Source organism: Bradyrhizobium sp. YR681 (genome assembly GCF_000282615.1).
In the GTDB taxonomy this organism is placed as follows: Bacteria; Pseudomonadota; Alphaproteobacteria; order Rhizobiales; family Xanthobacteraceae; genus Bradyrhizobium.
On the sequence record NZ_AKIY01000277.1, the window covers coordinates 1 to 20,732 of the forward strand.

General features: G+C 64.0%; 19 protein-coding genes and 1 pseudogene. 3 read left to right on the forward strand and 17 right to left on the reverse strand.

The genetic code is table 11. The annotated features are described in order from the left end of the window. A pseudogene (locus tag PMI42_RS40295) lies at positions 1 to 200 on the reverse strand (hypothetical protein); the annotation flags it as partial. Between the two features lie 42 nt (positions 201 to 242). On the opposite strand from PMI42_RS40295, the gene argE reads away from it, so the two are divergent. After that, positions 243 to 1,436 carry an acetylornithine deacetylase gene (gene argE, locus PMI42_RS30170; RefSeq protein WP_008141640.1) on the forward strand — a complete coding sequence of 398 codons (1,194 nt, stop codon included), beginning with the start codon at positions 243 to 245 and terminating at the stop codon, positions 1,434 to 1,436. 347 nt (positions 1,437 to 1,783) lie between these two features. Here argE and PMI42_RS30175 read toward each other — a convergent pair whose 3' ends face one another. Further along, positions 1,784 to 2,842, reverse strand: coding sequence for a phosphotransferase family protein (locus PMI42_RS30175; protein WP_008141641.1), 1,059 nt, complete (start codon positions 2,840 to 2,842; stop codon positions 1,784 to 1,786). Between the two features lie 140 nt (positions 2,843 to 2,982). After that, on the reverse strand, positions 2,983 to 4,218 hold the full coding sequence (locus tag PMI42_RS30180) for an acyl-CoA dehydrogenase family protein (RefSeq protein ID WP_008141642.1): 1,236 nt from the start codon (positions 4,216 to 4,218) through the stop codon (positions 2,983 to 2,985). 220 nt (positions 4,219 to 4,438) lie between these two features. Between PMI42_RS30180 and PMI42_RS30185 the strand changes: the two genes are divergently transcribed. Then, the gene (locus PMI42_RS30185; protein ID WP_008141643.1) at positions 4,439 to 5,101 is read left to right on the forward strand and encodes a TetR/AcrR family transcriptional regulator; all 663 of its coding nucleotides are present in this window, start codon (positions 4,439 to 4,441) and stop codon (positions 5,099 to 5,101) included. A gap of 62 nt (positions 5,102 to 5,163) precedes the next feature. Here PMI42_RS30185 and PMI42_RS30190 read toward each other — a convergent pair whose 3' ends face one another. The 4 genes from PMI42_RS30190 to PMI42_RS30205 all read right to left on the reverse strand — a co-directional run bounded on the left by PMI42_RS30190 (position 5,164) and on the right by PMI42_RS30205 (position 7,919). Then, positions 5,164 to 6,024, reverse strand: a complete 861-nt coding sequence (locus PMI42_RS30190; RefSeq protein ID WP_008141644.1) for an outer membrane protein — start codon at positions 6,022 to 6,024, stop codon at positions 5,164 to 5,166. A 143-nt stretch (positions 6,025 to 6,167) separates the two neighbouring features. After that, positions 6,168 to 6,560: a RidA family protein gene (locus PMI42_RS30195; RefSeq protein WP_008141645.1), complete on the reverse strand. Its 393-nt coding sequence runs from the start codon at positions 6,558 to 6,560 to the stop codon at positions 6,168 to 6,170. Between the two features lie 99 nt (positions 6,561 to 6,659). Then, the gene (locus PMI42_RS30200; protein WP_008141655.1) at positions 6,660 to 6,875 is read right to left on the reverse strand and encodes a hypothetical protein; all 216 of its coding nucleotides are present in this window, start codon (positions 6,873 to 6,875) and stop codon (positions 6,660 to 6,662) included. A 165-nt stretch (positions 6,876 to 7,040) separates the two neighbouring features. Then, positions 7,041 to 7,919 (reverse strand): beta-keto acid cleavage family enzyme, encoded by an 879-nt coding sequence (locus tag PMI42_RS30205; RefSeq protein WP_008141657.1) that lies wholly within the window; start codon positions 7,917 to 7,919, stop codon positions 7,041 to 7,043. 112 nt (positions 7,920 to 8,031) lie between these two features. Here PMI42_RS30205 and PMI42_RS30210 point away from each other — a divergent pair, with 112 nt between their 5' ends. Beyond that, positions 8,032 to 10,335, forward strand: coding sequence for a tetratricopeptide repeat protein (locus PMI42_RS30210; RefSeq protein WP_081502970.1), 2,304 nt, complete (start codon positions 8,032 to 8,034; stop codon positions 10,333 to 10,335). Between the two features lie 25 nt (positions 10,336 to 10,360). Here the strand turns inward: PMI42_RS30210 and PMI42_RS30215 are convergent, their stop codons facing one another. From PMI42_RS30215 to PMI42_RS30260, 10 genes are all read right to left on the reverse strand, one after another. Further along, complete coding sequence (locus PMI42_RS30215; protein ID WP_008141663.1) at positions 10,361 to 11,164, reverse strand: outer membrane beta-barrel protein; 804 nt, start codon at positions 11,162 to 11,164, stop codon at positions 10,361 to 10,363. A gap of 150 nt (positions 11,165 to 11,314) precedes the next feature. Next, positions 11,315 to 12,544 (reverse strand): CaiB/BaiF CoA transferase family protein, encoded by a 1,230-nt coding sequence (locus PMI42_RS30220; protein ID WP_008141665.1) that lies wholly within the window; start codon positions 12,542 to 12,544, stop codon positions 11,315 to 11,317. Positions 12,545 to 12,727: 183 nt separating this feature from the next. After that, the gene (locus tag PMI42_RS30225) at positions 12,728 to 13,933 is read right to left on the reverse strand and encodes an MFS transporter (protein WP_008141670.1); all 1,206 of its coding nucleotides are present in this window, start codon (positions 13,931 to 13,933) and stop codon (positions 12,728 to 12,730) included. Between the two features lie 134 nt (positions 13,934 to 14,067). After that, positions 14,068 to 14,895, reverse strand: a complete 828-nt coding sequence (locus PMI42_RS30230; RefSeq protein WP_008141672.1) for a 3-oxoadipate:acetyl-CoA acetyltransferase — start codon at positions 14,893 to 14,895, stop codon at positions 14,068 to 14,070. Positions 14,896 to 15,018: 123 nt separating this feature from the next. Further along, positions 15,019 to 16,407, reverse strand: a complete 1,389-nt coding sequence (locus PMI42_RS30235; RefSeq protein ID WP_008141674.1) for an MFS transporter — start codon at positions 16,405 to 16,407, stop codon at positions 15,019 to 15,021. Between the two features lie 276 nt (positions 16,408 to 16,683). Further along, entirely contained in the window at positions 16,684 to 17,730 is a 1,047-nt protein-coding gene (locus PMI42_RS30240; protein WP_008141676.1) for a Rieske 2Fe-2S domain-containing protein, read from the reverse strand. 287 nt (positions 17,731 to 18,017) lie between these two features. Then, a complete protein-coding gene (locus tag PMI42_RS30245; RefSeq protein ID WP_008141678.1) occupies positions 18,018 to 18,221 on the reverse strand; it encodes a hypothetical protein in 204 nt (67 codons plus the stop codon). 10 nt (positions 18,222 to 18,231) lie between these two features. Then, positions 18,232 to 19,566, reverse strand: a complete 1,335-nt coding sequence (locus PMI42_RS30250) for a PQQ-dependent sugar dehydrogenase (protein WP_008141682.1) — start codon at positions 19,564 to 19,566, stop codon at positions 18,232 to 18,234. Further along, complete coding sequence (locus tag PMI42_RS30255; protein WP_008141688.1) at positions 19,563 to 20,015, reverse strand: DUF2231 domain-containing protein; 453 nt, start codon at positions 20,013 to 20,015, stop codon at positions 19,563 to 19,565. The genes PMI42_RS30250 and PMI42_RS30255 overlap by 4 nt, the downstream gene beginning before the upstream one ends. A 77-nt stretch (positions 20,016 to 20,092) precedes the next feature. Further along, positions 20,093 to 20,732, reverse strand: a 640-nt coding sequence (locus tag PMI42_RS30260) for a GDP-L-fucose synthase family protein (RefSeq protein ID WP_008141690.1), incomplete at its 5' end; no start/stop codon positions are given.

A 20,732-nucleotide genomic window follows, 5' to 3' on the forward strand; every position in this document is an offset into this window, starting at 1 on the left:
AAAGTGGAATATTTTTGACGGCGCGGATTGACCGGCATTTTGGGTGTTTTGCCCGACGGGCAACGCAAGGTCTCGTAGCCCGGATGAGCGAAGCGACATCCGGTATTCGTGGCACGAGTGGTCCCGGGTCTCGCTTTGCTCACCCGGGCTACGGGACTATGTTGATTTGCCCGACCGGCCACGACGTTGGTATGGTTCATGCAGGCAACCTAAGCCTCCCTCCCCCCCGACAAGAAATGACAATGCCCAACCCGATCTTCCCGAACTCACGTCCCGATCGCATCCGCCACCTCCTCGCCGACCTCGTCGGCTTCGACACGATCAGCGATCGGACCAATTTGCCCCTGATCGCCCATATCGAGAGCTATCTCGCTTTCCTCGGCGTCAAGGGCGAACGCATCACCGACGTAACAGGGCAGAAGGCCTCGCTGTGGGTGACGATCGGGCCCGAGGACCGGCCAGGCTTTGTGCTCTCCGGCCATACCGACGTCGTGCCTGTCGTCGGCCAGGACTGGAGCCACGACCCGTTCAAGCTCGTCGAGCGCGACGGCAAGCTCTATGGCCGCGGCACCACCGACATGAAGGGCTTCGTCGCGGTGTGCCTCGCGATGGTGCCGGAGATGTTGGAGGCGAAGCTGGCAACGCCAATTCATCTGGCGATCTCCTATGACGAGGAGATCGGCTGCGTCGGCGTGCGGCCGATGCTGTATGAGGTTGCCAAGAAGAAAGTGAAGCCGCTCGGCGCCTTCATCGGCGAGCCGACCGAGATGAAGGTCATCATCGGCCACAAGGGCAAGCACGGCGTGCGCGCGACCTTCCGCGGTCTTGCCCGTCACTCCTCGATCGCACCCGACGGCGTCAACGCGATCGAATACGCCGCCGAGCTGATCGTCGAGATCCGCCGCCGCGCCGTCGCGCTCGCAGCCGTGCGGGCAACCGACAGCCTCTACGACGTTCCGCACTCGACGCTGCTCACCAGCATCGTGCATGGCGGCGCCGCGCTGAACATCGTGCCTGATACCTGCACGGTGGATTTCGAATGCCGCGGCATCGGCATCACCGAGTCGCGCGAGGTGACGGACGCGATCGTCGCCTGGGCCAAGGCCGAGCTCGAGCCGGCGATGAAGGCGCGGCATCCGGACTGCGGCATCGATTTCGAGGAGATCCTCGATTATCCCGCGCTCGACACCGCAGCCGACGCGACAATCGTCACGCTCGCCAAGAGCCTCGCCGGGCGCAACGACCACGCCAAGGTCGCCTTCGGCACCGAGGCGAGCCTGTTTGCCAGCATCGCCGATATCCTTTCAGTGGTGATCGGCCCCGGCGCGATTGCGCAGGCGCATACGCCTGATGAGTTCGTGGAGATGGCGGAGCTGGAGAAGTGCGCGGGGTTCGTGGAGAGGCTGATCGCGCATTGTGCGAAATCGGAATCGTAGGCGACGCTGCCGTAGGGTGGGCAAAGCGAAGCGTGCCCACCACTTTCGCCGCAATCGCAGACAGACGGTGGGCACAGCGCTACGCGCTTTTGCCCACCCTACGAGAGCTATTGTAGCCCCCATAAGCATAGCGACATGCGGGACCACTGTCCCGGGTATCGCTTCGCTCACCCGGGCTACGGACCTTGCGCGAACTGCTAGCGAGGATCCCGAGCTTCATCCTCGTCATTGCGAGGAGCTCTTGCGACGAAGCAATCCAGACTGCCACCGCGGAGAGATTCTGGATTGCTTCGCTTCGCTCGCACGAAGCAAAAAGGCGCAGCCATCGGCCGCGCCTTTGTAGCTCCTCACACCGCGCCCGCCTTCTGCGCGTACTCCCATGACGCCTGCGACAGCGGCACGGTGCGCTTGGCTGACTCCAGGGCCTTGGCGTTGGCGGCGGTGCCGTCGCGGACGCGGCCGGCGATGCCTTGGGTGATGCCGGCGAGGCGGAACAGATTGTAGGCGAAGTACCAGTTCAGATCGGGCACCGTCATCTTGGTGACGTTGCAATAGATCTGCGCGGCTTCCTCCACGCTCGGGATGTTGAGCGCCTTGAGATCGACGCCCTGCAATCCCGGCATGACCCACTGCATCAGCAGATAGGTGAAGTCGGCCATGGGATCGCCGAGTGTCGACAATTCCCAGTCCAGCACCGCCAGCACACGCGGTTCCGTCGGGTGGAAAATCATGTTGTCGAGGCGATAGTCGCCGTGGACGATCGAGACGCGCGCCTGCTCCGGCACGGTCTTCGGCAGCCATTCTGCGACCTTCTCGAACTCCGGAATGTGCTGCGTCTCTGAGGCGCGATACTGCTTGGTCCAGCGGTCGATCTGGCGCGCGAAATAATTACCGGGCTTGCCGAAGTCGCCGAGGCCGATCGCTGTGGGTTCATACATGTGGAGCTTCGCCAGCGTCTCGATCTTGCTGGTGAAGATCTTCCGCCGCGCGTCATTGTCCTGGCTCGGCAGCGCCGGGTCCCAGAACACCCGGCCCTCCTCCATCGACATGATGTAGAAGGCGGCGCCGATGACGCTGTCGTCCTGGCACAGCGCATAGGCGTGCGCGACCGGAAACCCCTGCTTTCCAAGGGCGGCGATGACGCGGTACTCGCGATCGACCGCATGCGCCGACGGCAGCAGCTTGCCGAACGGCTTGCGGCGCATCACGTAGGAGCGGTTCGGCGTGTTGAGCCGATAGGTCGGATTGGACTGGCCGCCCTTGAACTGGAGCACGACCAGCGGGCCCTCATAGCCTTCGACATTGTCGCGCATCCAGGCTTCGAGCCGCATCTCGTCGAAGCGATGACGCTCCTCGACCGGCTTGGTGCCCGAGAATTCTTCGTCTTTCCTGACGCCGTCAGCCACGATGACGCTCCCTCTTCAGTCCTGACCTTTTCAGGCCGGGCATGATCCTAGTCGGTAACCGCCGACGCACTTGCGTCAAGCGGTCACCTCGATCATGCCCTGTCGTTTCTTAAATCGGGAGCGCCGCGTGACGCGCCCTTTCAATGACTGGAAGAGTTTGCATACTTCCGAACCTCCAACCTTGCAATGGCGCGATTGTGCACCTCGTCCGGACCGTCGGCGAGACGGAGGGTGCGGATGTGGGCGTAGTCCTTGGCCAGGCCCGCGTCATCGGAGACACCGGCACCGCCGAACGACTGGATCGCCTCGTCGATGATCTTCAGCGCCATGTTGGGCGCCGCGACCTTGATCATGGCAATCTCGGCCTGCGCGGTCTTGTTGCCGACCTTGTCCATCATGTCGGCAGCCTTGAGGCAGAGCAGACGCGTCATCTCGATGTTGGTGCGGGCATCGCCGATGCGCTGCTCCCACACCGAGTGCTCGACGATCTTCTTGCCGAAGGCGGTGCGCGAGGTGAGCCGCTTCACCATCTTCTCCAGCGCCTCCTCGGCCTTGCCGATGGTGCGCATGCAGTGATGGATGCGGCCGGGGCCGAGGCGGCCCTGCGCGATCTCGAAGCCGCGGCCCTCGCCGAGCAGGATATTCTCCTTGGACACGCGGACGTTCTCGAGCAGCACCTGGGCGTGACCGTGCGGCGCGTCGTCGAAGCCGAACACGGGGAGCATCTTCTCGACCTTGATGCCGGGGGTGTCGAGCGGAACCAGGATCTGCGACTGCTGCTGATGCTTGGCCGCGCTGAAATCGGTCTTGCCCATCAGGATCGCGATCTTGCAGCGGGGATCGCCGACACCTGATGACCACCATTTGCGGCCGTTGATGACGTAATGATCGCCGTCCTTCTTGATGCTGGTCTCGATGTTGGTGGCGTCCGACGAAGCCACAGCCGGTTCCGTCATCAGGAAGGCCGAGCGGATCTCGCCGTCCATCAGCGGACGCAGCCATTTGCGCTTCTGCTCCTTGGAGCCGTAGCGCATGAACACTTCCATGTTGCCGGTGTCGGGCGCGGAACAGTTGAACACTTCCGAGGCCCAGGTGACGCGGCCCATCTCTTCCGAGAGCAGCGCGTATTCGAGATTGCTCAATCCCGCGCCGCGGAATTCATCATCTTCATGCTCGTTCGGCGGCATGAACATGTTCCAGAGGCCCTCGGCCTTCGCCTTTTTCTTGAGGTCTTCCAGCACGGGGATGACCTTCCAGCGCTCGCCGGTGCGATCCTGCTCATCATAGACAGGCACCGCCGGGCGCACGTGCTTGGCCATGAAGGACCGCACGCGGTCGAGCCATTCCTTCTGCTTGGGGGACAGATCGAAATCCATGGGACGCTCCTCGTTGCTCTCTCGCTGTTCGTTTTTGCGCCGGACTGTCCTCCCGCCGCGCGCGGCCCGCAAGCGTCATTCGGACGAATTGCTGAGCGCGGTGTGGAACCCTCGCCGTGTGGTGCGGCGCAATTCCATCAAGCGGATTGACTTTTCCCGGCCTTCAAACGATAGTTTCATACAACTGTTTGAAATGCAACTCCCCTCCCCGAGGGCATCCATGGCCAGCGATCACACGAGGTCTGCCATTCTCGCCGCCGCCGAACGGCTCTATGCCGATCGCGGTTTTGGCGACGTGACGCTGCGCGACATCGTCGCGGAGGCCAATGTCAACCTCGCCGCGGTGAATTATCATTTCGGCTCGAAGGACGAACTGATCGCCGAATTATTCGTCACCCGCTCGATCGCGACCAACCGCGAGCGTCTGCGCGAGTTGAAGGCGGCGGAAGAGCAAGGCGGCGGCCGCGCGCCGATCGAGGTGATCCTGCATGCGCTGGTCGGGCCGACCTTGCGCGGGTGCCTCGGGCCGGAGAACCAGCGCTCCACCGCGGCGCGCTTCATGATCCGCGCCTCGATCGAATCCGTGCCGCCGATCCGCCGCATCAAGAACCGCGAGATCGATCATTTGCGGAAATTCGCAGGCGCAATGCGCAGGTCCCTGCCCGACCGCAGCGACGTCGAGATCTACTGGGGCCTGAACTTCGCGCTCGCGATGGCGCACCACACCATCCGCGAGAGCGAGCGGCTGACGAAGCTGTCGGACGGCAAATGCGATCTCGACGACGTCGAGGACGTGGTCGCGCGCGTCGTCAGCGTCGCGACGATGGCGCTGACGGCGGGAAGGACGGAGGCGAAGGCACCGTCACGGCTCGCCGCACGTTAGCGCGTGCCCGACAAGAAAGCCCGGCCAGAGGCCGGGTTGCGTTGTCTGAACGATCGGCAAGATCAGTCGATCCGCGTGGCGCCGCCGAACTTGTAGCTGAAACCGATCCGGCCGATGTCGTAGCGCTGGCTGCGCGACCACGACGCGCCGCACGGCGCGCCCAGGCAATTCACGGGAGCCAGATTGAGCGTATCGGACGTCGATCCGGCATCCACGCGAAGATATTCGGACCGCAGGATCCAGTTCGGCGACAGCATCACCTCCGCGCCGACGCCAGCCACCCAGCCGATCTTGACGCTGGAGAAGGTCGCCGTGGTCAAATTCCTGGTGCCAGAGTTAGCACATCCGGCGAGCTGACAATCGGCCGTGATCGAATCGCGCGTGTCCACGAACGCAACTCCGCCGGTGCCGTAGACCAGGACACGGTCGAAGGCATAGCCGAGACGCCCGCGCACGGTTCCGATCCCCCTCGTCTCGCCTTGCAGAGTGAGGAAACCTCTGCCGTTGTCACTGCATGTGTCGCTCCCGATGTCGGTCTGGCGACAGAACCCGTGCTTGGTCGACATCCATTGCCAATCGCCTTCCAGGCCGAGCACCAGATGCGAGATCTGCCAGTTGTAGCCGAGATGAACGCCGCCGATCGCGGACGAGGTCGACGATGCCGGTGACGGCTGTGGATTGTTGGCAAACTCGGGGGTATCGTCGTCCTGAAAGAAGTTCGAACGCCCGCCTGTCGTGGCTTTGGCGCCGCCGATATCGGCACCGGCATAAAAACCCGTCCAGTCCCAGACTGCGGCCGCCGCCGCTTTCGTGTATCGCGGCGGGATATCCGCAGCATTCGCACCGGCAAGGCCGATGCAGAGAATGCCGGCTGCCGTGACGGCTCCGGCCAGCAATTCCTTCAAGACGATCCGGCAAGACATCTGTGCCCCTCCCTCCATCGACCCGCGCGCCTTGCGAGTCGGTCACGATGGATCAGGCTTAGGGGGAAGCCGCTCTGCCCGCGTCATTCGCTAGAATGACACGGGCCGTCTTGCCGCGCAGTGTTGCCAATCTGCAACCGGCTTCAGGCCATCGCGATGCAGTCGATCTCGACGTCGAACGGGCCGAACCATTCCGGCGTGCAGACGAAGATGCGCGCCGGCGGATCATTGGGGAAGTAGCGCGCATAGACCGCGTTGAAGGCGGCAAAGTGTTTCACGGACGTGCAGTAGACGTTGCACTTCATGACGTTGTCGAGCGAGGCGCCCGCCGCCCCAAGGCAAAGCTTCATCTGCTCCATGATCAACTCGCTCTGCCGCTCGATCGGCACCTCCGCGATCTCGCCCGTCTCGGGGTCGAACGGCGGCAGGCCCGCGACAAAGATCATGTTGCCGGCACGCGTGACCGGCGAGGTCGGCGCCGTCCACCGATCGAGAAAGGACGAGATCGGTTCGACGCGGAGCGCTTCGCGTTTCATCGGCGGCCACCTTCGGTTCGAGCGAGAGTGGCGCCTTGCTACATCATTCTGCAGCCGACATGCTTCGCTTCCGGTCGAAGTGTGGTCGCTCGGCCGAAATTATGCCCGCTGCGGCATCTCCTCGGCCTCTTCCTTGGCGAGCAGCAGCAGCATCTCGATGCCCATGTCGCCTTCCTGCGGCGAGCGGATGAATTTGATTTCGTCGGCACTTTGCCGCAGCGCGGCAATGATGGCGACAGCCTGGTTGGCCGTGGCCGCCTCGGTTGCCAGAACTGCCTTCTGGTTCTTGGCCTGAAACCCGATCGTATAGGACATTCGCTCTCTCCCGACCCAATGGAGTGATCGAATCTGAGTCGCGCGCGAAGCGGAAGCCTATGTATCTACGGACCGGGTTTATCTGGGGATTGCGCGCAAGCCTCGCGCAAGGCCGCACGAGCGTCATGCTGACGTCGCATTTATCTCCTGGCGATCAGCCAAGGATCAGCCAAGTCCCAGCATCGCGCGCGCTTCGGTCGCGGCCGCAACCGTGGCGCCGAGGCTCCTCAGGATGCCCGCGGCATGCGCGACCAGTTCGGCATTGGTCTTCGCCAGCACGCCCCTGGACATATAGAGATTGTCCTCCATGCCGACGCGGACGTGGCCGCCGAGCAGCCAGGCCTGTGCCACCATCGGGAATTCGGCGCGGCCGATGCCGAAGCCGGACCAGATCGCGCCTGATGGCAACAGGCTGCGGGCATAGAACATCGTCTCCGGCGTCGCCGAGAAGCCATACTTCACCCCGAGCACGAGCGAGAACAGGCCTGGCCCCTTCAACGTGCCGTCGGCGAACAGGTCGCGCGCGAGGTGACAGTCGCCGGAATCGAACAGCTCGATCTCGGGCAACACGCCGGCCGCGGTCATCCGCTCGGCCATGATGCGGACGTTGCGCGGCGTGTTGATGACGACTTCGCTGCCGGAATTCATGGTGTTGAGATCGAGCGTACAGATGTCGGGCTTGAGCAGCTCGATATGCTCGACGCGCTTTTCGGGGGCAATCAGTGTGGTACCGGGGCCGGCGAGCTTGGGATCCTCGATCGAGGGCACGAAGCGTCCGCCGGGACCAGTGGTCAGATTGATGATCAGGCTCTTGTTGCGGGCGCGAATTTTTTCCACCACCTCGCGGTAGAGATCGATCGACATCGACGGCCGCCCGGTCGCGGGATCGCGCACGTGGATGTGGGCGATGGCGGCGCCAGCTTCGGCCGCCTCCAGCGCGGATGTCGCGATCTGCTCGGGCGTGATGGGCAGATACGGCGACTGCTCGGGCTTGGTCAGGTTGCCGGTGATGGCACAGGTGATGATGGTCTTGCCCGATGTCATGGAAGATACTCCGCCCTGTCCTGTTGCATCATCCTTATACTGATTTGTGACGAGACGTCACGGTTTGGCGCCGGCTTGCTGCCCATCGGACGCCAGCCTACAAAAGCCGACGATGCAGCCGCCGACACCTCATCCGCACCTGATGTTCCAGCAGGCCGCTCTCGCCCACGATCAGGGGCGAACGTGGGAGGCAGAGCGACTCTATCAAGCCGTGCTCGCGGCGGACGCGCGCCACTCCGGCGCGCTACTCCGTCTGGGCATGCTGCGGCTGGATCAACGCCGGCTCGCCGACGCCGAACCCCTGTTCCGCCGCGCCGTCAGGGCCGACAAGCGTTCCGCGGAGGCTCACCAACTGCTCGGCTTCACCCTGACCGGACTGGGGCAGCTCGACGAGGCGATCCGCGCTTACGAGAAGACCATCGTCCTGCGACCCGGCCTTGCGGAAGCGCACAACAATCTCGGCTACGCCCTGCAGCTGCTTGGCCGATCGAGCGAGGCGATGGCGCGCTACCGGAAGGCCATCGCGCTTCGCCCCGATTATCACGAGGCTCACAACAACCTCGGCAATGCCCATCACATTCAGGGGCAATCCGCCAAAGCCATTCCGCATTACCAGAAGGCCATCGAGATCAACCCCGGCTACGCCGAGGCCTGCTGGAATCTCGGCACTGCGCTCCGCGCCACCGGGCAGTTCGACGATGCCGCGAAAGCTTATGCCGGAGCGATCGCGATCCGGCCCGATTATGCGGAGGCCTACAATAGCCTCGGCAACACGCTACGTGCGCTCGGGCGGGCCGAGGAGGCGATCGCACACTACGGCAAGGCGATCGCCATCAAACCGGACGATCTCGAGCCGCACATCAACCTGGGTGACACGCTGCTCGGGTTGAACCGCGAGGACGCAGCGATCTCATCCTATGATCGCGCACTCGCGATCAAGCCGGAGAGCGCCGACATCCTCAGCCGGCGCGGTGACGCGTTGGTCCGGCTGCGGCGAGACGCGGACGCGATCGCCAATTTCGAGCGGGCGCTGGCGATCGATCCCGCGCACGATTTTGCCTTCGATGGCCTGGCGCGGACGGCGCTCGCAAGTTGCGATTGGACGCGGACGGTGGCGCTGCGAGACGAGGTCGCCGCACGCGTCGCCGCCGGACGTTTCGTCGACGCATTCGCCTTCCTCAGCTACAGCAACGATCCGGAGCAGCAGCTCGTCTGCGCCAGACGATATATCCGGCAGCATGTTCCCGAGCGCCCGCCCCCCCTCTGGCGCGGCGGCAACTGGCGCAATGAGCGGATCAGGATCGCCTATGTCGCCTGCGGCTTTCACGATCATCCCACGGCCTACCTGACCGCCGAACTGATCGAGCGGCACGATCGCGCAGGTTTCGAGGTGATCGGCATATCGCTCGGCCCGGACGATCAGAGCGATATCCGCGCCAGATTGAAGACCGCGTTCGACCGGTTTTACGATGTGAGGGAGATGAGCGATCGGGACGTCGCCGCCCTGATCGGCGAGCTCAAGATCGACATCGCCATCGACCGCAGCGGCTATACCGTCAATGCACGGCCGGCCATCTTCGCGGCGCGGCCGGCTCCGATCCAGGTCAACTATGTCGGCTTTCCCGGCAGCCTTGGCGCAGACTTCTACGATTACGTCATCGGCGATGCGACGGTTCTTCCGATCGAACAGCAGCCGTTCTTCAGCGAGAACATCGTTCATCTTCCCGACTGCTATCTGCCGAACGATTCACGGCGCCCGGATGCCGCGCACATGCCCACGCGCGAAGAGGCCGGCTTGCCTTGTCATGGCTTCATCTTCTGCTGCTTCAACAGCAGCTACAAGATTACACCCGAAATCTTCGACATCTGGATGCGTCTGCTCAGGCAGGTCAGCGGCAGCGTGTTGTGGCTGTACGCTGATCGCTCCAGCGCAGAGGTCAATCTCCGCCAGGCGGCCGCGGCGCACGGGATCGATCCGGCGCGCCTGGTGTTCGCGCGGCGAATGGCGCAAGGCGACCATCTGGCGCGCCACCGTCTGGCGGACCTCTTCCTGGATACCCTGCCCTACAATGCACACACCACCGCAGCCGACGCATTGTGGGCCGGTCTGCCCGTGGTCACCTGCCCTGGCAAATCCTTTGCCGGACGGGTTGCAAGTAGTCTTCTTCGCGGCATCGGCATGCCTGAGCTTGTGACATCCGATCTTGGATCCTACGAGCGGCTGGCGCTGCGTCTCGCGCTCGAGCCGGCATTGCTGGACGACACGCGCAAGCGGCTGCAACAGAACCGGCTGTCACAACCGCTGTTCGATTCCGACCGCTACCGCCGCAATCTCGAAGCGGCTTACGTGACGATGTGGGAGCGCTGGCAACGCGGCGACAAGCCGGCCGGCTTCGCCGTCACGCCCCACATGTGACGCTTCGACCAGACGACGGCTGGCGTCAAGGCGTGAACAGCTTGTAATTCACGCCGACCTTGACGATGTGCGTGTCCTGACGCGCCGACGCGAGCGCGTTGCGGGCATCGATGAATGTCAGTGCGACCGGATAGCTGCTGCCGTCTCTGCCGAAATGGTAATAGTCATACTCGGCAAAAGCCGTCCATTTCGGCAGGCTGGGCTCGAGCACCCATTCCACGCCGGCACCGACCGTCCATCCCACGCGAACTTCTTCGGGATTCGTGTCACGGCAACCGCCGTAGGCGAAGCAATACGATGATCGGGTAAAATCCCAGCGATTGTTCTCGAATGCGGCGCCGCCCTTGGCGTAAAACAGCGCGCGGTTATCCCACGCGGTCATGCCCAGCCGCGCGGTCACGCTGGCGATCCAGTCGGTCCTGACGCCGATCGTACCAGGGCCGACGAAGCCCGGGAGGATCCGATCCCAGGGATCCGCGACCTCCCCGCCGATGTTGGTGCCGGCGATATCGCCCTGAAGGCCGACGACCCAGTTGCCCGAGAACTGGTAGTTGCAACCGAGCTGGCCGCCAAAGACTCCACTGCCGGAGTCCAATCCGTTCGTCGTGGTGATCGCCGTGCTGCCGGGACCAAAACTGAAATTCGAGGCCGAGACGTCGTGACGGCCGAAGCCGTAGCCCACATGCGCGCCGACATAGCAGCCGGTCCAGCTATAGACCGGGGCCGCAATCCGCGGCGCCGCCTTGAGCTGGATGTCGGCTGCATCGGCACCGCCAGCAACCACCAAAGCGATTTGGGAAACTGCGGCGAGTAGAATGCGCTTCTTCACGACGTCTCCGTTCGAGCTCGGTCCTGTGCTCTTCGGAGACCTACATGGAGGCGCCTGACCCCGGCGTCCTCCAATCGAATGACTTCAGGCAATTTCGTCAGGCTGTTGCAGAATTACACCGCGCGGAGCAATCCGCCCAGCCATGCGACGCTAGATGATCCCCTGCTGCTTCAGCTGCTCGATCTTCCCGGCATCATAGCCGAGCTTGCCGCCAAGCACCTCCTGCGTGTGCTCGCCGAGCAGCGGCGGGGCGCGGTAGGTCTCGATCGGGGTGCCCGAGAGGGTCAGTGCGTTGCGGATCAGCGACAGATCGGGCTGGAAGGGATGATCGACCTTCACCCGCATGCCGCGCGACTGCACGTGGGGATCGGCAAACACCTGCTCGAAATTGTTGATCGGGCCTGAGGGCACGCCGGCCTCCTCCAGCTTGTCCAGCCAATAGGCCACCGGTTTTTTAAGGAACAGGCCGGCGAAGATCGCCATGATCTCCTTGCCGTGCACGACGCGGTCGTTGTTCTTGATGAACCGCGCGTCGTTGGCGAGCTCCGGCTCGCCGAGCACGGCACAGGTCTTTCGGAACTGGCCGTCATTGCCGACCACCAGCATCAGCTCGCCGTCGGTGCAGCGGAACACGCCGGCGGGCATGCCGCCATTGCCCCAGGTGCCGCGGCGCGGCGGCGTCTTGCCGTTGACGAGGAATATCTGCAGCCAGTGCGACAGCGACGCGATCACGGTGTCGAACAGGCAGACGTCGATCTGCTGGCCCTGCCCGCCATTAACGTCGCGATGGTAGAGCGCCGAGAGAATGCCGATCGAGGTGTTCATGCCGGTCATGTAGTCGACGATCGACGGGCCGACCTTCATCGGACCCTCGCCCGGCTCGCCGTCGATATGGCCGGTGACGCTCATCAGGCCGCCCATCGCCTGGAGGATGGCGTCATAGCCGGCGCGCGGCGCGTAAGGGCCGGTCTGGCCGAAGCCGGTCACCGAGCAATAGATGATGCCGGGGTTGATCGCCTTAATGGTCTCGTAATCGAGGCCGTAGCGTTTGAGATCGCCGACCTTGTAGTTCTCCATGAAGACGTCGGCGTCCTTGGCAAGCTCCCGGATGATCGCCTGCCCCTCGGGCTTGGCGATGTTGACCGTGACCGACTTCTTGTTGCGGTTGGCGCAGAGGTAGAACGAGTTGTTGTTGTTCGCCTTGCCCTCGGGGTCGGTGAGATAAGGCGGCCCGAAAGCGCGCGCGTCGTCGCCGGTGCCCGGCCGCTCGATCTTGATGACCTCCGCACCGAGATCGCCCAGCATCTGGGCCGACAGGGGTCCGGCAAGGACGCGCGTGAGGTCAAGGATCTTGATGCCTGAGAGCGGCAGGGCCGACATGTCGATTTCCTCCGGGGAACTGGATCTTGGCGCGGCGGCTCTAGGCCGCGGCCGCGCTCCCTGCGGATACACTATTTTCGGGCGCTGAGCACTGCACTGCGGGCATACGGCCATCCCCGCCCTGGCGGCAAATGCGGCCCCGCGGCGATGAATTTCCGCGCGGCGAAGATTACCGCGTCGGGCTCAGGTTGCGCCGGCCACCGCCACCCCCGGCCGCCGGCGGCCGAGCAGGACCAGGATCAGCACCGTCGCGCAGGAGAACACCAGCGTCAGGCCGAGCGCACCGCGGCTGCCGAACTGGGTCAGCAGCGCGGCGAGCAGCGGCGGCGAGATGGCGGAGGCGAGATTCAGCGGCAGCGCGATCATCGACATCGCCTTGGCGAACTCGGCCTGGTCGTAGAACACCAGCGGGATGGTCGCGCGCGCCACCGCCATCGCGCCGCTGCCGGCGCCATAGAGCAGGATGAAGACCGCGACCGCCCAGGTTGCGCCCTCGCTCACCATCAGGAGCAGCATGGCGACGGGCAGCGCCGTGCCGGCGACGAGCCCGGTCGTGATTCCGTCCCAGCGTCCGCCGCCGAGAAAATCGAGCCCGCGGGCGCTGACCTGGATCACGCCGAGTATCGAACCGAAGGCGATGGCCTGCGCCGGCGCGAGACCCTCGGCCCGGAGCAGTTCGATCAGGACGGCGCCGAGGCCGAAATTGACGAAGGCGTTGAGCGTGATCGCGATCACGACGAGATTGAACGTGCCCTTCGGAATCGCAGGCGCATCGGACGATTTTGCGGCCTCGCTGCCGTCGTCCGCGACGACCTTCCGGCGCGGCGCACCGAAGGCATAGAGGGGAAGCGAGACCAGGATCAGCATGGCGGCATAGACGAGGCAGGTGCCGCGCCAGCCGAGATGACCGCTAAGGAACGAGGTGGTCGGCCAGAAGATGCTGCTGGAGAGACCGGTCACCAGCATCAGCGCGCCGATGGCGTTCTTGGCCTGCCGTCCGGCCACTTCGTTGAGCATGATATAGGCGCCGGTCGACAGCGTGGCGCTGCCGCCCATGCCGAGAATGACCCAGGCCACGAAATAGAGGATCGGCTCGCGGGCGAAATACAGGACGACGTAGCCCGGCACGGCCACCACGGTGCCCACCATCATCACCTTGCGGGCGCCGTGCCGCGCAAAGGCCCTGGCGAGCCAGGGCGCGCACAGGCCCATGGTGACGTAAAGCACCGAACTGCCCGCGAACACCGCCGGCAGGCTGAGGCCGAGATCGGCCGCAAGGTCGCGCCCGATGACGGCCGGAAGGCCGATCGTTCCCCATCCGATGAGTTGGGTGATTGCCAGCACCAGCAGGACCCCGATGAGCCTGCTGTCAGATTTCAGGAATCGCATTCCAAACGTCGCCTGCCCGGCAGGCGCAGATCACGCCTGAGACACCCCTCTTAGCCGGAGACTCAACGCACGGGAACCGCGACCGCCGAATGGCAGAAGGCAGCCGGGAGCATGTCAGGAGGAGGCAGTAGCCCCTAGCCTGCGAGCCCGAGCAGGGATCGCGCCTCGGTCGCGGTCGCGACGCGCCGGCCGCGGCGCACGACGACCTCACAGGCGATGCTCACGAGTTCCGCGTTGCTGGCGGCCAGCCGCGTCTTGTCGATCCTGATATTGTCCTCGAGCCCGGTGCGGACCGCGTCGGCGTCCCGCGCGAGCGCCCAGCCCATGACCTCGGCCTGATGGCGCCCGATCCCGGCTGCCGTCCACGTCGCCTTCGGAATCAGCCGTCTCAACTCTTCCAGGAGGATGTCGAGGACGTGCTCGTCAGCCGGCATCGCGTTCTTGACGCCCATGACGAATTGTACGTGCGGACGCGCATCGATCAGCCCCGCCTCGATCAGGCGGCGGGCGCCATGCAGATGCGACAAATCGAAGATCTCGATTTCCGGCCGGATGCCGTTCGACTTCATGCCGGTGGCGAGGATCTCGACCAGCGCGGCACTGTTCTCGTAAACGATCGTCGGAAAGTTCACCGATCCCGTCGACAGCGAGGCCATGTCGGGCTTCAGATAAAGTGATGAGCCTCGCGCCGAGGGATCGCGGCCGCGGCCGCCGGTCGAGAACTGGACGATCATCCCGGGGCAGTGCTTTTTGATCCCTTCCTGCACCAGGGCGAAGCGCTCGGGATCGGAGGACGGCGTCTCGTCATCGTTGCGGACATGGATATGGGCGAGCGTGGCACCGGCCTCGAAGGCCTGGTGCGTCGACTCGATCTGCTCGGACGGCAGGATCGGCACCGCCGGATTGTCCTTCCTGCGTGGAACGGAGCCGGTGATGGCGACAGCAACGACGACGGGGTTCATCCCTTGACCTCTTGGTGATCGCGCTCGCGCGCACGCAGTTCGAGTGGGTAATTAACGTAACGCGTCCGGCCCTGCCGCTGCAAACATCATCGATCGCAGCGGCGTCGCTTGCTCGCGTCCCCGTCAGGTTGGGATAGCGGCCGCACCGCTCGCCGCTTCCGCGCGCCGTCGCTCGTAATCGGCCCGCGGCATCGGAACGGCCTTGGGATTGCCGAGATCGTCGATGCTGACCCGGTAGGTCTCCCGGGCCGTGACGGCCGCCAGCGCCGCGATGACAGTGATGCCGAAGGCGATCGCCCCCACCGTCAGGGGAATGTTGGCCGAGCCGGGAGGTGCCACGGTCGCAAACAGGGCGGGAAGCAATGCGGTGATGGTCGTGCCGATGTTCTGCGAGATCGCCATCGCCGACACACGGGTGCGGGTCGGAAACAGCTCCGGATAGAAGCTCGGGAAGATCGCGTTGTAGCCCTGGTAGACGACGCCCCACATCAGCAGCGACAGCAGGATCGCCAGCGGCACGTTCCTGATGCTGATGGCATAGAGATAGCCGAACGCGAGCAGGCCGGAGCAAAGCGCGCCCACGATGATCGGAGGCTTGCGGCCGACCTTGTCGGAGAGATGGCCGACGAAGGGAATGACGAACACGGCCAGCATGTTACCGAGCACCGGGATCCAGAGATAGACATCCTTGGCAAAGCCAATGCCGTAGGCCGGCTGCACCGCATAGGCCGCACCGAAGATGGTCGCGACAACAGGAATGACGTTCATCAGCGCCATGCAGATGACCCTGAGCATGTCGCGCCAGCTCAGCTTGATGGCCTGGACGATCGGCGCCCGCGGCGTTTCTCCCCGTTCGCCCTCGCGGGCAAAGGCAGGGGTCTCGTCGACCTCGCGGCGAATGATGTAGCCCGCGACGATGACGAAGAAGGACAACAGGAACGGAATACGCCAGCCCCAGCTGTTGAAGGCCTCGGTCGGCATGTAGGCCGCCAGCGGCAGGAAGACGGCCGCTGCGAGAATTTGTCCGGCCTGCACGCCCTGGAGTGCAAAGCTTGCATAGAAGCCGCGCCGGCCGAACGGCGCGTGCTCCAGAATCATCGAGCTTGCGCCGGAGATTTCGCCGGCCACGGCAAATCCCTGCACGAGGCGCAGGATGACGAGCAGGATCGGCGCGAGGATACCGACTTGATGATAGGTCGGCAAAAGGCCCACGGCCATGGTCGAGATGCCCATCAGGAACATGCAGACGATGAGGACGGTCTTGCGGCCATGGGTGTCGCCCCAATGTCCGAGCACGAAGGCACCGATGGGACGGGCCACGTAGCCGACGCCATAGGTCGCCAGCGATGCGACGATGGCGACGGTGGGATTCTCCGACGGGAAGAAGATTTGCGGGAAGATCAGCGAGGCGGCTGTCGCGTAGATGAAGAAGTCATAATATTCGAGAGCCGAGCCGATCCAGCCGCTGGCAGCAGCCTTCCTGGACTGACTCATGTGTTGGATCGCGGTCATCTGAAAAATTCCTCCACTGGGTTTTCTGACGTCCCGTTGACGGGCTTCGCTGGAAATTGGGCAGCACTCTCCGCGCGCCCGCGGAGTTTCCGCAAGCGCTTGTCACTGCCGATAGGTGTCTGATTGGTTGTGACAATAGGCTATCGCCGGGCTAACACAATTACCCAGTTATGCGATAAACCTAACATGATGTTATCTTGGGCGCCGGACGTTCGAAGTCCGCCGCGCTCAAACTGCCTGCTTGCACGTCACGCGCGTTGCGCATCGCCCGGTCGCTCAGTTTGCGACCGCGGCCTCGGCCGCCGGCTCCTGCGCGCGATCCGGCGTGAGCCCCTCACCCGCCAATGCACGAATCCAGCGGCGATACTCCACGCCGAGAAGATCGCTTCTCAGGTGGATCTCGTCCTTGGGATGAAGCGGCAAAGTCTTCGGACGTTGCGACTCGACGATCACGCGATCCTGCTCGTACACCTTGTCCATGCGCGACACGATCTGCTCGGCGCCGACATCAAAGCCATAATTGACGGCGGCGGTCAGATGCAGCACGCAATTTTCCAGATCGACCGGCGTGACGGCGAGGAACGTGCAGAAGCGCTCGACCTCGCCGGTCTGCTTGTTGAAATAGGCGGTCGTCGGGCGGAAGCAGTAGTAGCGATAGACCGCATTGATCGGAATGCCGCGATGATCGCCGTAGGGCTGAAACAAGGTGATCTCGCTCGTGCATAAGCCTTCATCCGTCAACGCGACATCGTAATCCACCAGTTCGTCGGGATCATCGGGGTTGCCATTGAGGTTGGCGTGCACGAACGGAAAGTGCGCGGGATCGAGGAAGTTCTCCACGGCGCGAAGGGCGTTTGCGTTGTAGTAATACGGCCCGGCCTGGACCTTGCGATAAGTCGCATCCTCCCACACGGGAAACTTGGGAATAGCGGCGACCGGATTGCCCATGCAGACCCAGATGTATCCATACTGCTCGACGGCGTGATGGCGGAATGCCGCGGCCCGGCTCGTCGGCCGGGTCGTCGGATGGGCGGGGTAACGGCGGCAGGCGCCATCGCTGCCGTATTCCCAGCCATGGTAGGGGCAGACGACGCAACCGTCCTTCACCCAGCCGAGCGACAAGCGCGCGCCGCGATGACGGCAATAGTCCTTCCAGGCGTGCACCTCGCCGTCATGGCGCCACAGGATGATATCCTCGCCAAGCAGGCGCGCCGGCACGATGGCACCTTCCGCGACCTCCTCGCTCCGGCGGACCACGTGCCATTCGTTGACGATGGCGCGATAGTCGGCTCTCTCAATGTCCCAGGTTGACGCGATCACCATGGTCACCCCACTCGCCTTTGGTCCAGTCGGACACGGCGTCATCACGCATGCGGTCGCGCGGAGTGACAGGTGAGCTTCCCCCTCCCGCAAATTCATGCTCGGAGGGATAATACAACCCTTGAGTGCTTAAGCGTCAACCAGAATATCGAGATTGTACGAGTGCGAATGTCGCCCTGCCCCGACATCTCGATCCCGAGCATATCGGCGCCGTCGGCGCCCAGCAGCCGTCGCGGCGACGATGGTCGCGATGTCCGGGACTTTCAGTCGTTGCTAACACGGCGATGAAGCTAGCTTCCCAGCGCGTTCTCGCCGGGCTCGCGACCGGGAACGCTGACATGAACCTCGTGTCCCTCGCGCAGCGCCAGGGATGCGGCAGCGACCGCCGACTCGAACGCGGCTTCCTTGGTGGCGTATCTGCTTTTGACGTCGCCATCATGCAGCACGCCCCACTCGTCCTGCACCGGCACGATCGCGTATTGAGCAAGGCCCATTTTTCAACTCCTATCGCTGCGTGAGTTGCGGATGCGTTGCGCTCACTCGCCAGACCGTGTTGCCGCTGTCGTCGGCGACCAGCAGCGCGCCTGATTTGTCGATGGCCACGCCAACCGGTCGGCCACGGGCCTGATTGTCGCTGTTGAGGAAGCCGGTCACCACGTCCTGCGCCGGGCCGCTGGGCTTGCCGTCGCTGAACGGCACGAACACGACCTTGTAGCCGTTGAGCACCTGCCTGTTCCAGCTGCCGTGCTCGCCGACGAAGGCACCGTTGCGATACGCGGCGGGCAGGCTCGTGCCGGTCGAGAAAGCCATTCCGAGCGGCGCGACATGCGAGCTCAGGGCGTAGTCGGGCACGATCGCCTTGGCGACAAGGTCCGGCCGCTCCGGCTTGACGCGGGGATCGACGTGCTGGCCGTAATAGCTGTAGGGCCAGCCGTAGAAGCCGCCATCCTTCACCGACGTCATGTAATCAGGCACGAGATCGGGACCGAGCTCGTCGCGCTCGTTCACCACGGTCCACAGCGCGCCGGTCTGCGGCTCGAAGCTGAGGCCGTTCGGATTGCGCAGCCCGCTCGCAAAGATGCGCCAGCGGCCGCTGCCGCGATCGACCTCGAGGATCGCGGCGCGATTGTGCTCGGCCTCCATGCCGTTCTCGGTGATGTTGCTGTTGGAGCCGACGCCGGCATAGAGCTTTGAGCCATCGGGACTTGCGACGAGGCTCTTGGTCCAGTGATGGTCGATCGGGCCGCCCGGCAATGGCGTCAGCACCGTGCCCGGCGCGGTGATTTTCGTATCGCCCTCCGTGTAGGGATATTTGACGATCGCATCGGTGTTGGCGACATAGAGATCGTTGCCGACCAGCGCGACGCCGAACGGCGAGTTGAGATGGTCCAGGAAGACGCTCTGCATATCCGGCACGCCGTCGCCATTGGTGTCGCGCAATAGCGTGATGCGATTGCTTGGGCCGGTATCGCCGCCTGATGTGGCCCAGGACTCGACATAGCCCATCACGATTTCCTTGGGCCGCTTGATCGGGGCTCCCGCGGGCGCCTTGGATTCCACCACCAGCACGTCGCCATTGGGGAGCACATAGAGGGAGCGTGGATGCTGCAGGCCCGTGGCCAAAGCCCTGGCCTGCAAGCCTTCCGCAACGGTCGGCGTCTCGTCCTTCTTCCAGCCGACAATGCGGGCGATGTGCATCGGCGGCAGCAGATATTGCTGGATCTCGGGCAATTTCGGATTGGCGCCGATCTGTGCCTTGGGATCGCCGCTGCCGTCATCGCAGCCGGCAAGACACAAGAGCGAAGAGCACAGGAGTGCGCGGGCAAACAAAGAAGTCATCGCGCAACTCCTACCCCGTGGCGATAGACCAGCGCCCAACCGAGCCAGCCGGTCACTGGAAGGATGAGTACGGTGATCGCCGACAGAACGAGCCCAGTCGGCCACACCGAGGTCCAGGCATCGCGCGTATGGACCAGCGCATTAAGGATCGCCAGTATCAGCGCCACGGCGCTGCCGAGCAGATGCGGCCAGGCCGGCATCTGCGCCCGGACCAGCCGGTTGCCGAGGAAATCGGTCAGGCCCGCGATCGCCGCAAGCACGCCAAAGAGGACGCCGGCGATCAGAAGCCATGCCGAGAAATTGGCCCACATGATCTCGGCGCTGACGACATAGGCGATGTCGGTCAGCAAGGCGCCGACGAAACACGCGATGGGTATCGGTACCAGCATGGGATGGATTGGATGGCCTGCGACTTGCGCGGTGGACTCCACGCGCACGGCTTCCTGCACGGTCTGCCTCGTGTGATATCTCGCCCACCCGATCGGCCAACTCGTGCTTGCGGTGAAAGGTTCCTAATCCGGCCCGGTCACCTTTTCGCGTCAGCCTGATACGCCGCGTATGCACGCTTCAAGCCGTCGTGAAGTGAGGTCGTGGCGCGCCAGCCGAGCTGTGCTAGGCGGCTGACGTCGAGCAGCTTGCGTGGCGTTCCATCGGGGCGTGTGGTGTCGAACGAGATCTCGCCGCTGTACCCGACGATGTCGGCGACGACGCGCGCGAATTCAGCGATGGTGATGTCCTCGCCGGTTCCGATGTTGACCAGCTCCGCGCCGGAATAGGTCTTCATCAGGTGCACGCAGGCATCCGCCATGTCGTCGACATAAAGGAACTCGCGCCGCGGCGTGCCGGTGCCCCACACGACGACGTTCTTCGCGCCCGCGACCTTCGCCTCGTGGAAGCGCCGGATCAGCGCGGCAACGACGTGGCTCATTTCAGGATGATAATTATCGCCGGGGCCGTAGAGATTGGTCGGCATCACGCTGATGAAGTCGCTGCCATACTGGCTGCGATAGGCCTCCACCATCTTGATCCCCGCGATCTTGGCGATGGCATAGGGCTCGTTGGTCGGCTCCAGCGGGCCTGTCAGCACCGAGTCTTCGCGCAGCGGCTGCGGCGCCAGCTTCGGATAGATGCAGGACGAGCCCAGGAACAGCAGCTTCTCGGCGCCG

Bases quoted from the DNA above. Each gene is read 5' to 3' on its own strand.
- argE (WP_008141640.1), top strand. From the start codon at position 243: ATGCCCAACCCGATCTTCCCGAACTCACGTCCCGATCGCATCCGCCAC.
- PMI42_RS30180 (WP_008141642.1), bottom strand. From the start codon at position 4,218: ATGGATTTCGATCTGTCCCCCAAGCAGAAGGAATGGCTCGACCGCGTG.
- PMI42_RS30185 (WP_008141643.1), top strand. From the start codon at position 4,439: ATGGCCAGCGATCACACGAGGTCTGCCATTCTCGCCGCCGCCGAACGG.
- PMI42_RS30190 (WP_008141644.1), bottom strand. From the start codon at position 6,024: ATGTCTTGCCGGATCGTCTTGAAGGAATTGCTGGCCGGAGCCGTCACG.
- PMI42_RS30195 (WP_008141645.1), bottom strand. From the start codon at position 6,560: ATGAAACGCGAAGCGCTCCGCGTCGAACCGATCTCGTCCTTTCTCGAT.
- PMI42_RS30200 (WP_008141655.1), bottom strand. From the start codon at position 6,875: ATGTCCTATACGATCGGGTTTCAGGCCAAGAACCAGAAGGCAGTTCTG.
- PMI42_RS30205 (WP_008141657.1), bottom strand. From the start codon at position 7,919: ATGACATCGGGCAAGACCATCATCACCTGTGCCATCACCGGCAACCTG.
- PMI42_RS30210 (WP_081502970.1), top strand. From the start codon at position 8,032: ATGCAGCCGCCGACACCTCATCCGCACCTGATGTTCCAGCAGGCCGCT.
- PMI42_RS30220 (WP_008141665.1), bottom strand. From the start codon at position 12,544: ATGTCGGCCCTGCCGCTCTCAGGCATCAAGATCCTTGACCTCACGCGC.
- PMI42_RS30225 (WP_008141670.1), bottom strand. From the start codon at position 13,933: ATGCGATTCCTGAAATCTGACAGCAGGCTCATCGGGGTCCTGCTGGTG.
- PMI42_RS30230 (WP_008141672.1), bottom strand. From the start codon at position 14,895: ATGAACCCCGTCGTCGTTGCTGTCGCCATCACCGGCTCCGTTCCACGC.
- PMI42_RS30235 (WP_008141674.1), bottom strand. From the start codon at position 16,407: ATGACCGCGATCCAACACATGAGTCAGTCCAGGAAGGCTGCTGCCAGC.
- PMI42_RS30240 (WP_008141676.1), bottom strand. From the start codon at position 17,730: ATGGTGATCGCGTCAACCTGGGACATTGAGAGAGCCGACTATCGCGCC.
- PMI42_RS30245 (WP_008141678.1), bottom strand. From the start codon at position 18,221: ATGGGCCTTGCTCAATACGCGATCGTGCCGGTGCAGGACGAGTGGGGC.
- PMI42_RS30250 (WP_008141682.1), bottom strand. From the start codon at position 19,566: ATGACTTCTTTGTTTGCCCGCGCACTCCTGTGCTCTTCGCTCTTGTGT.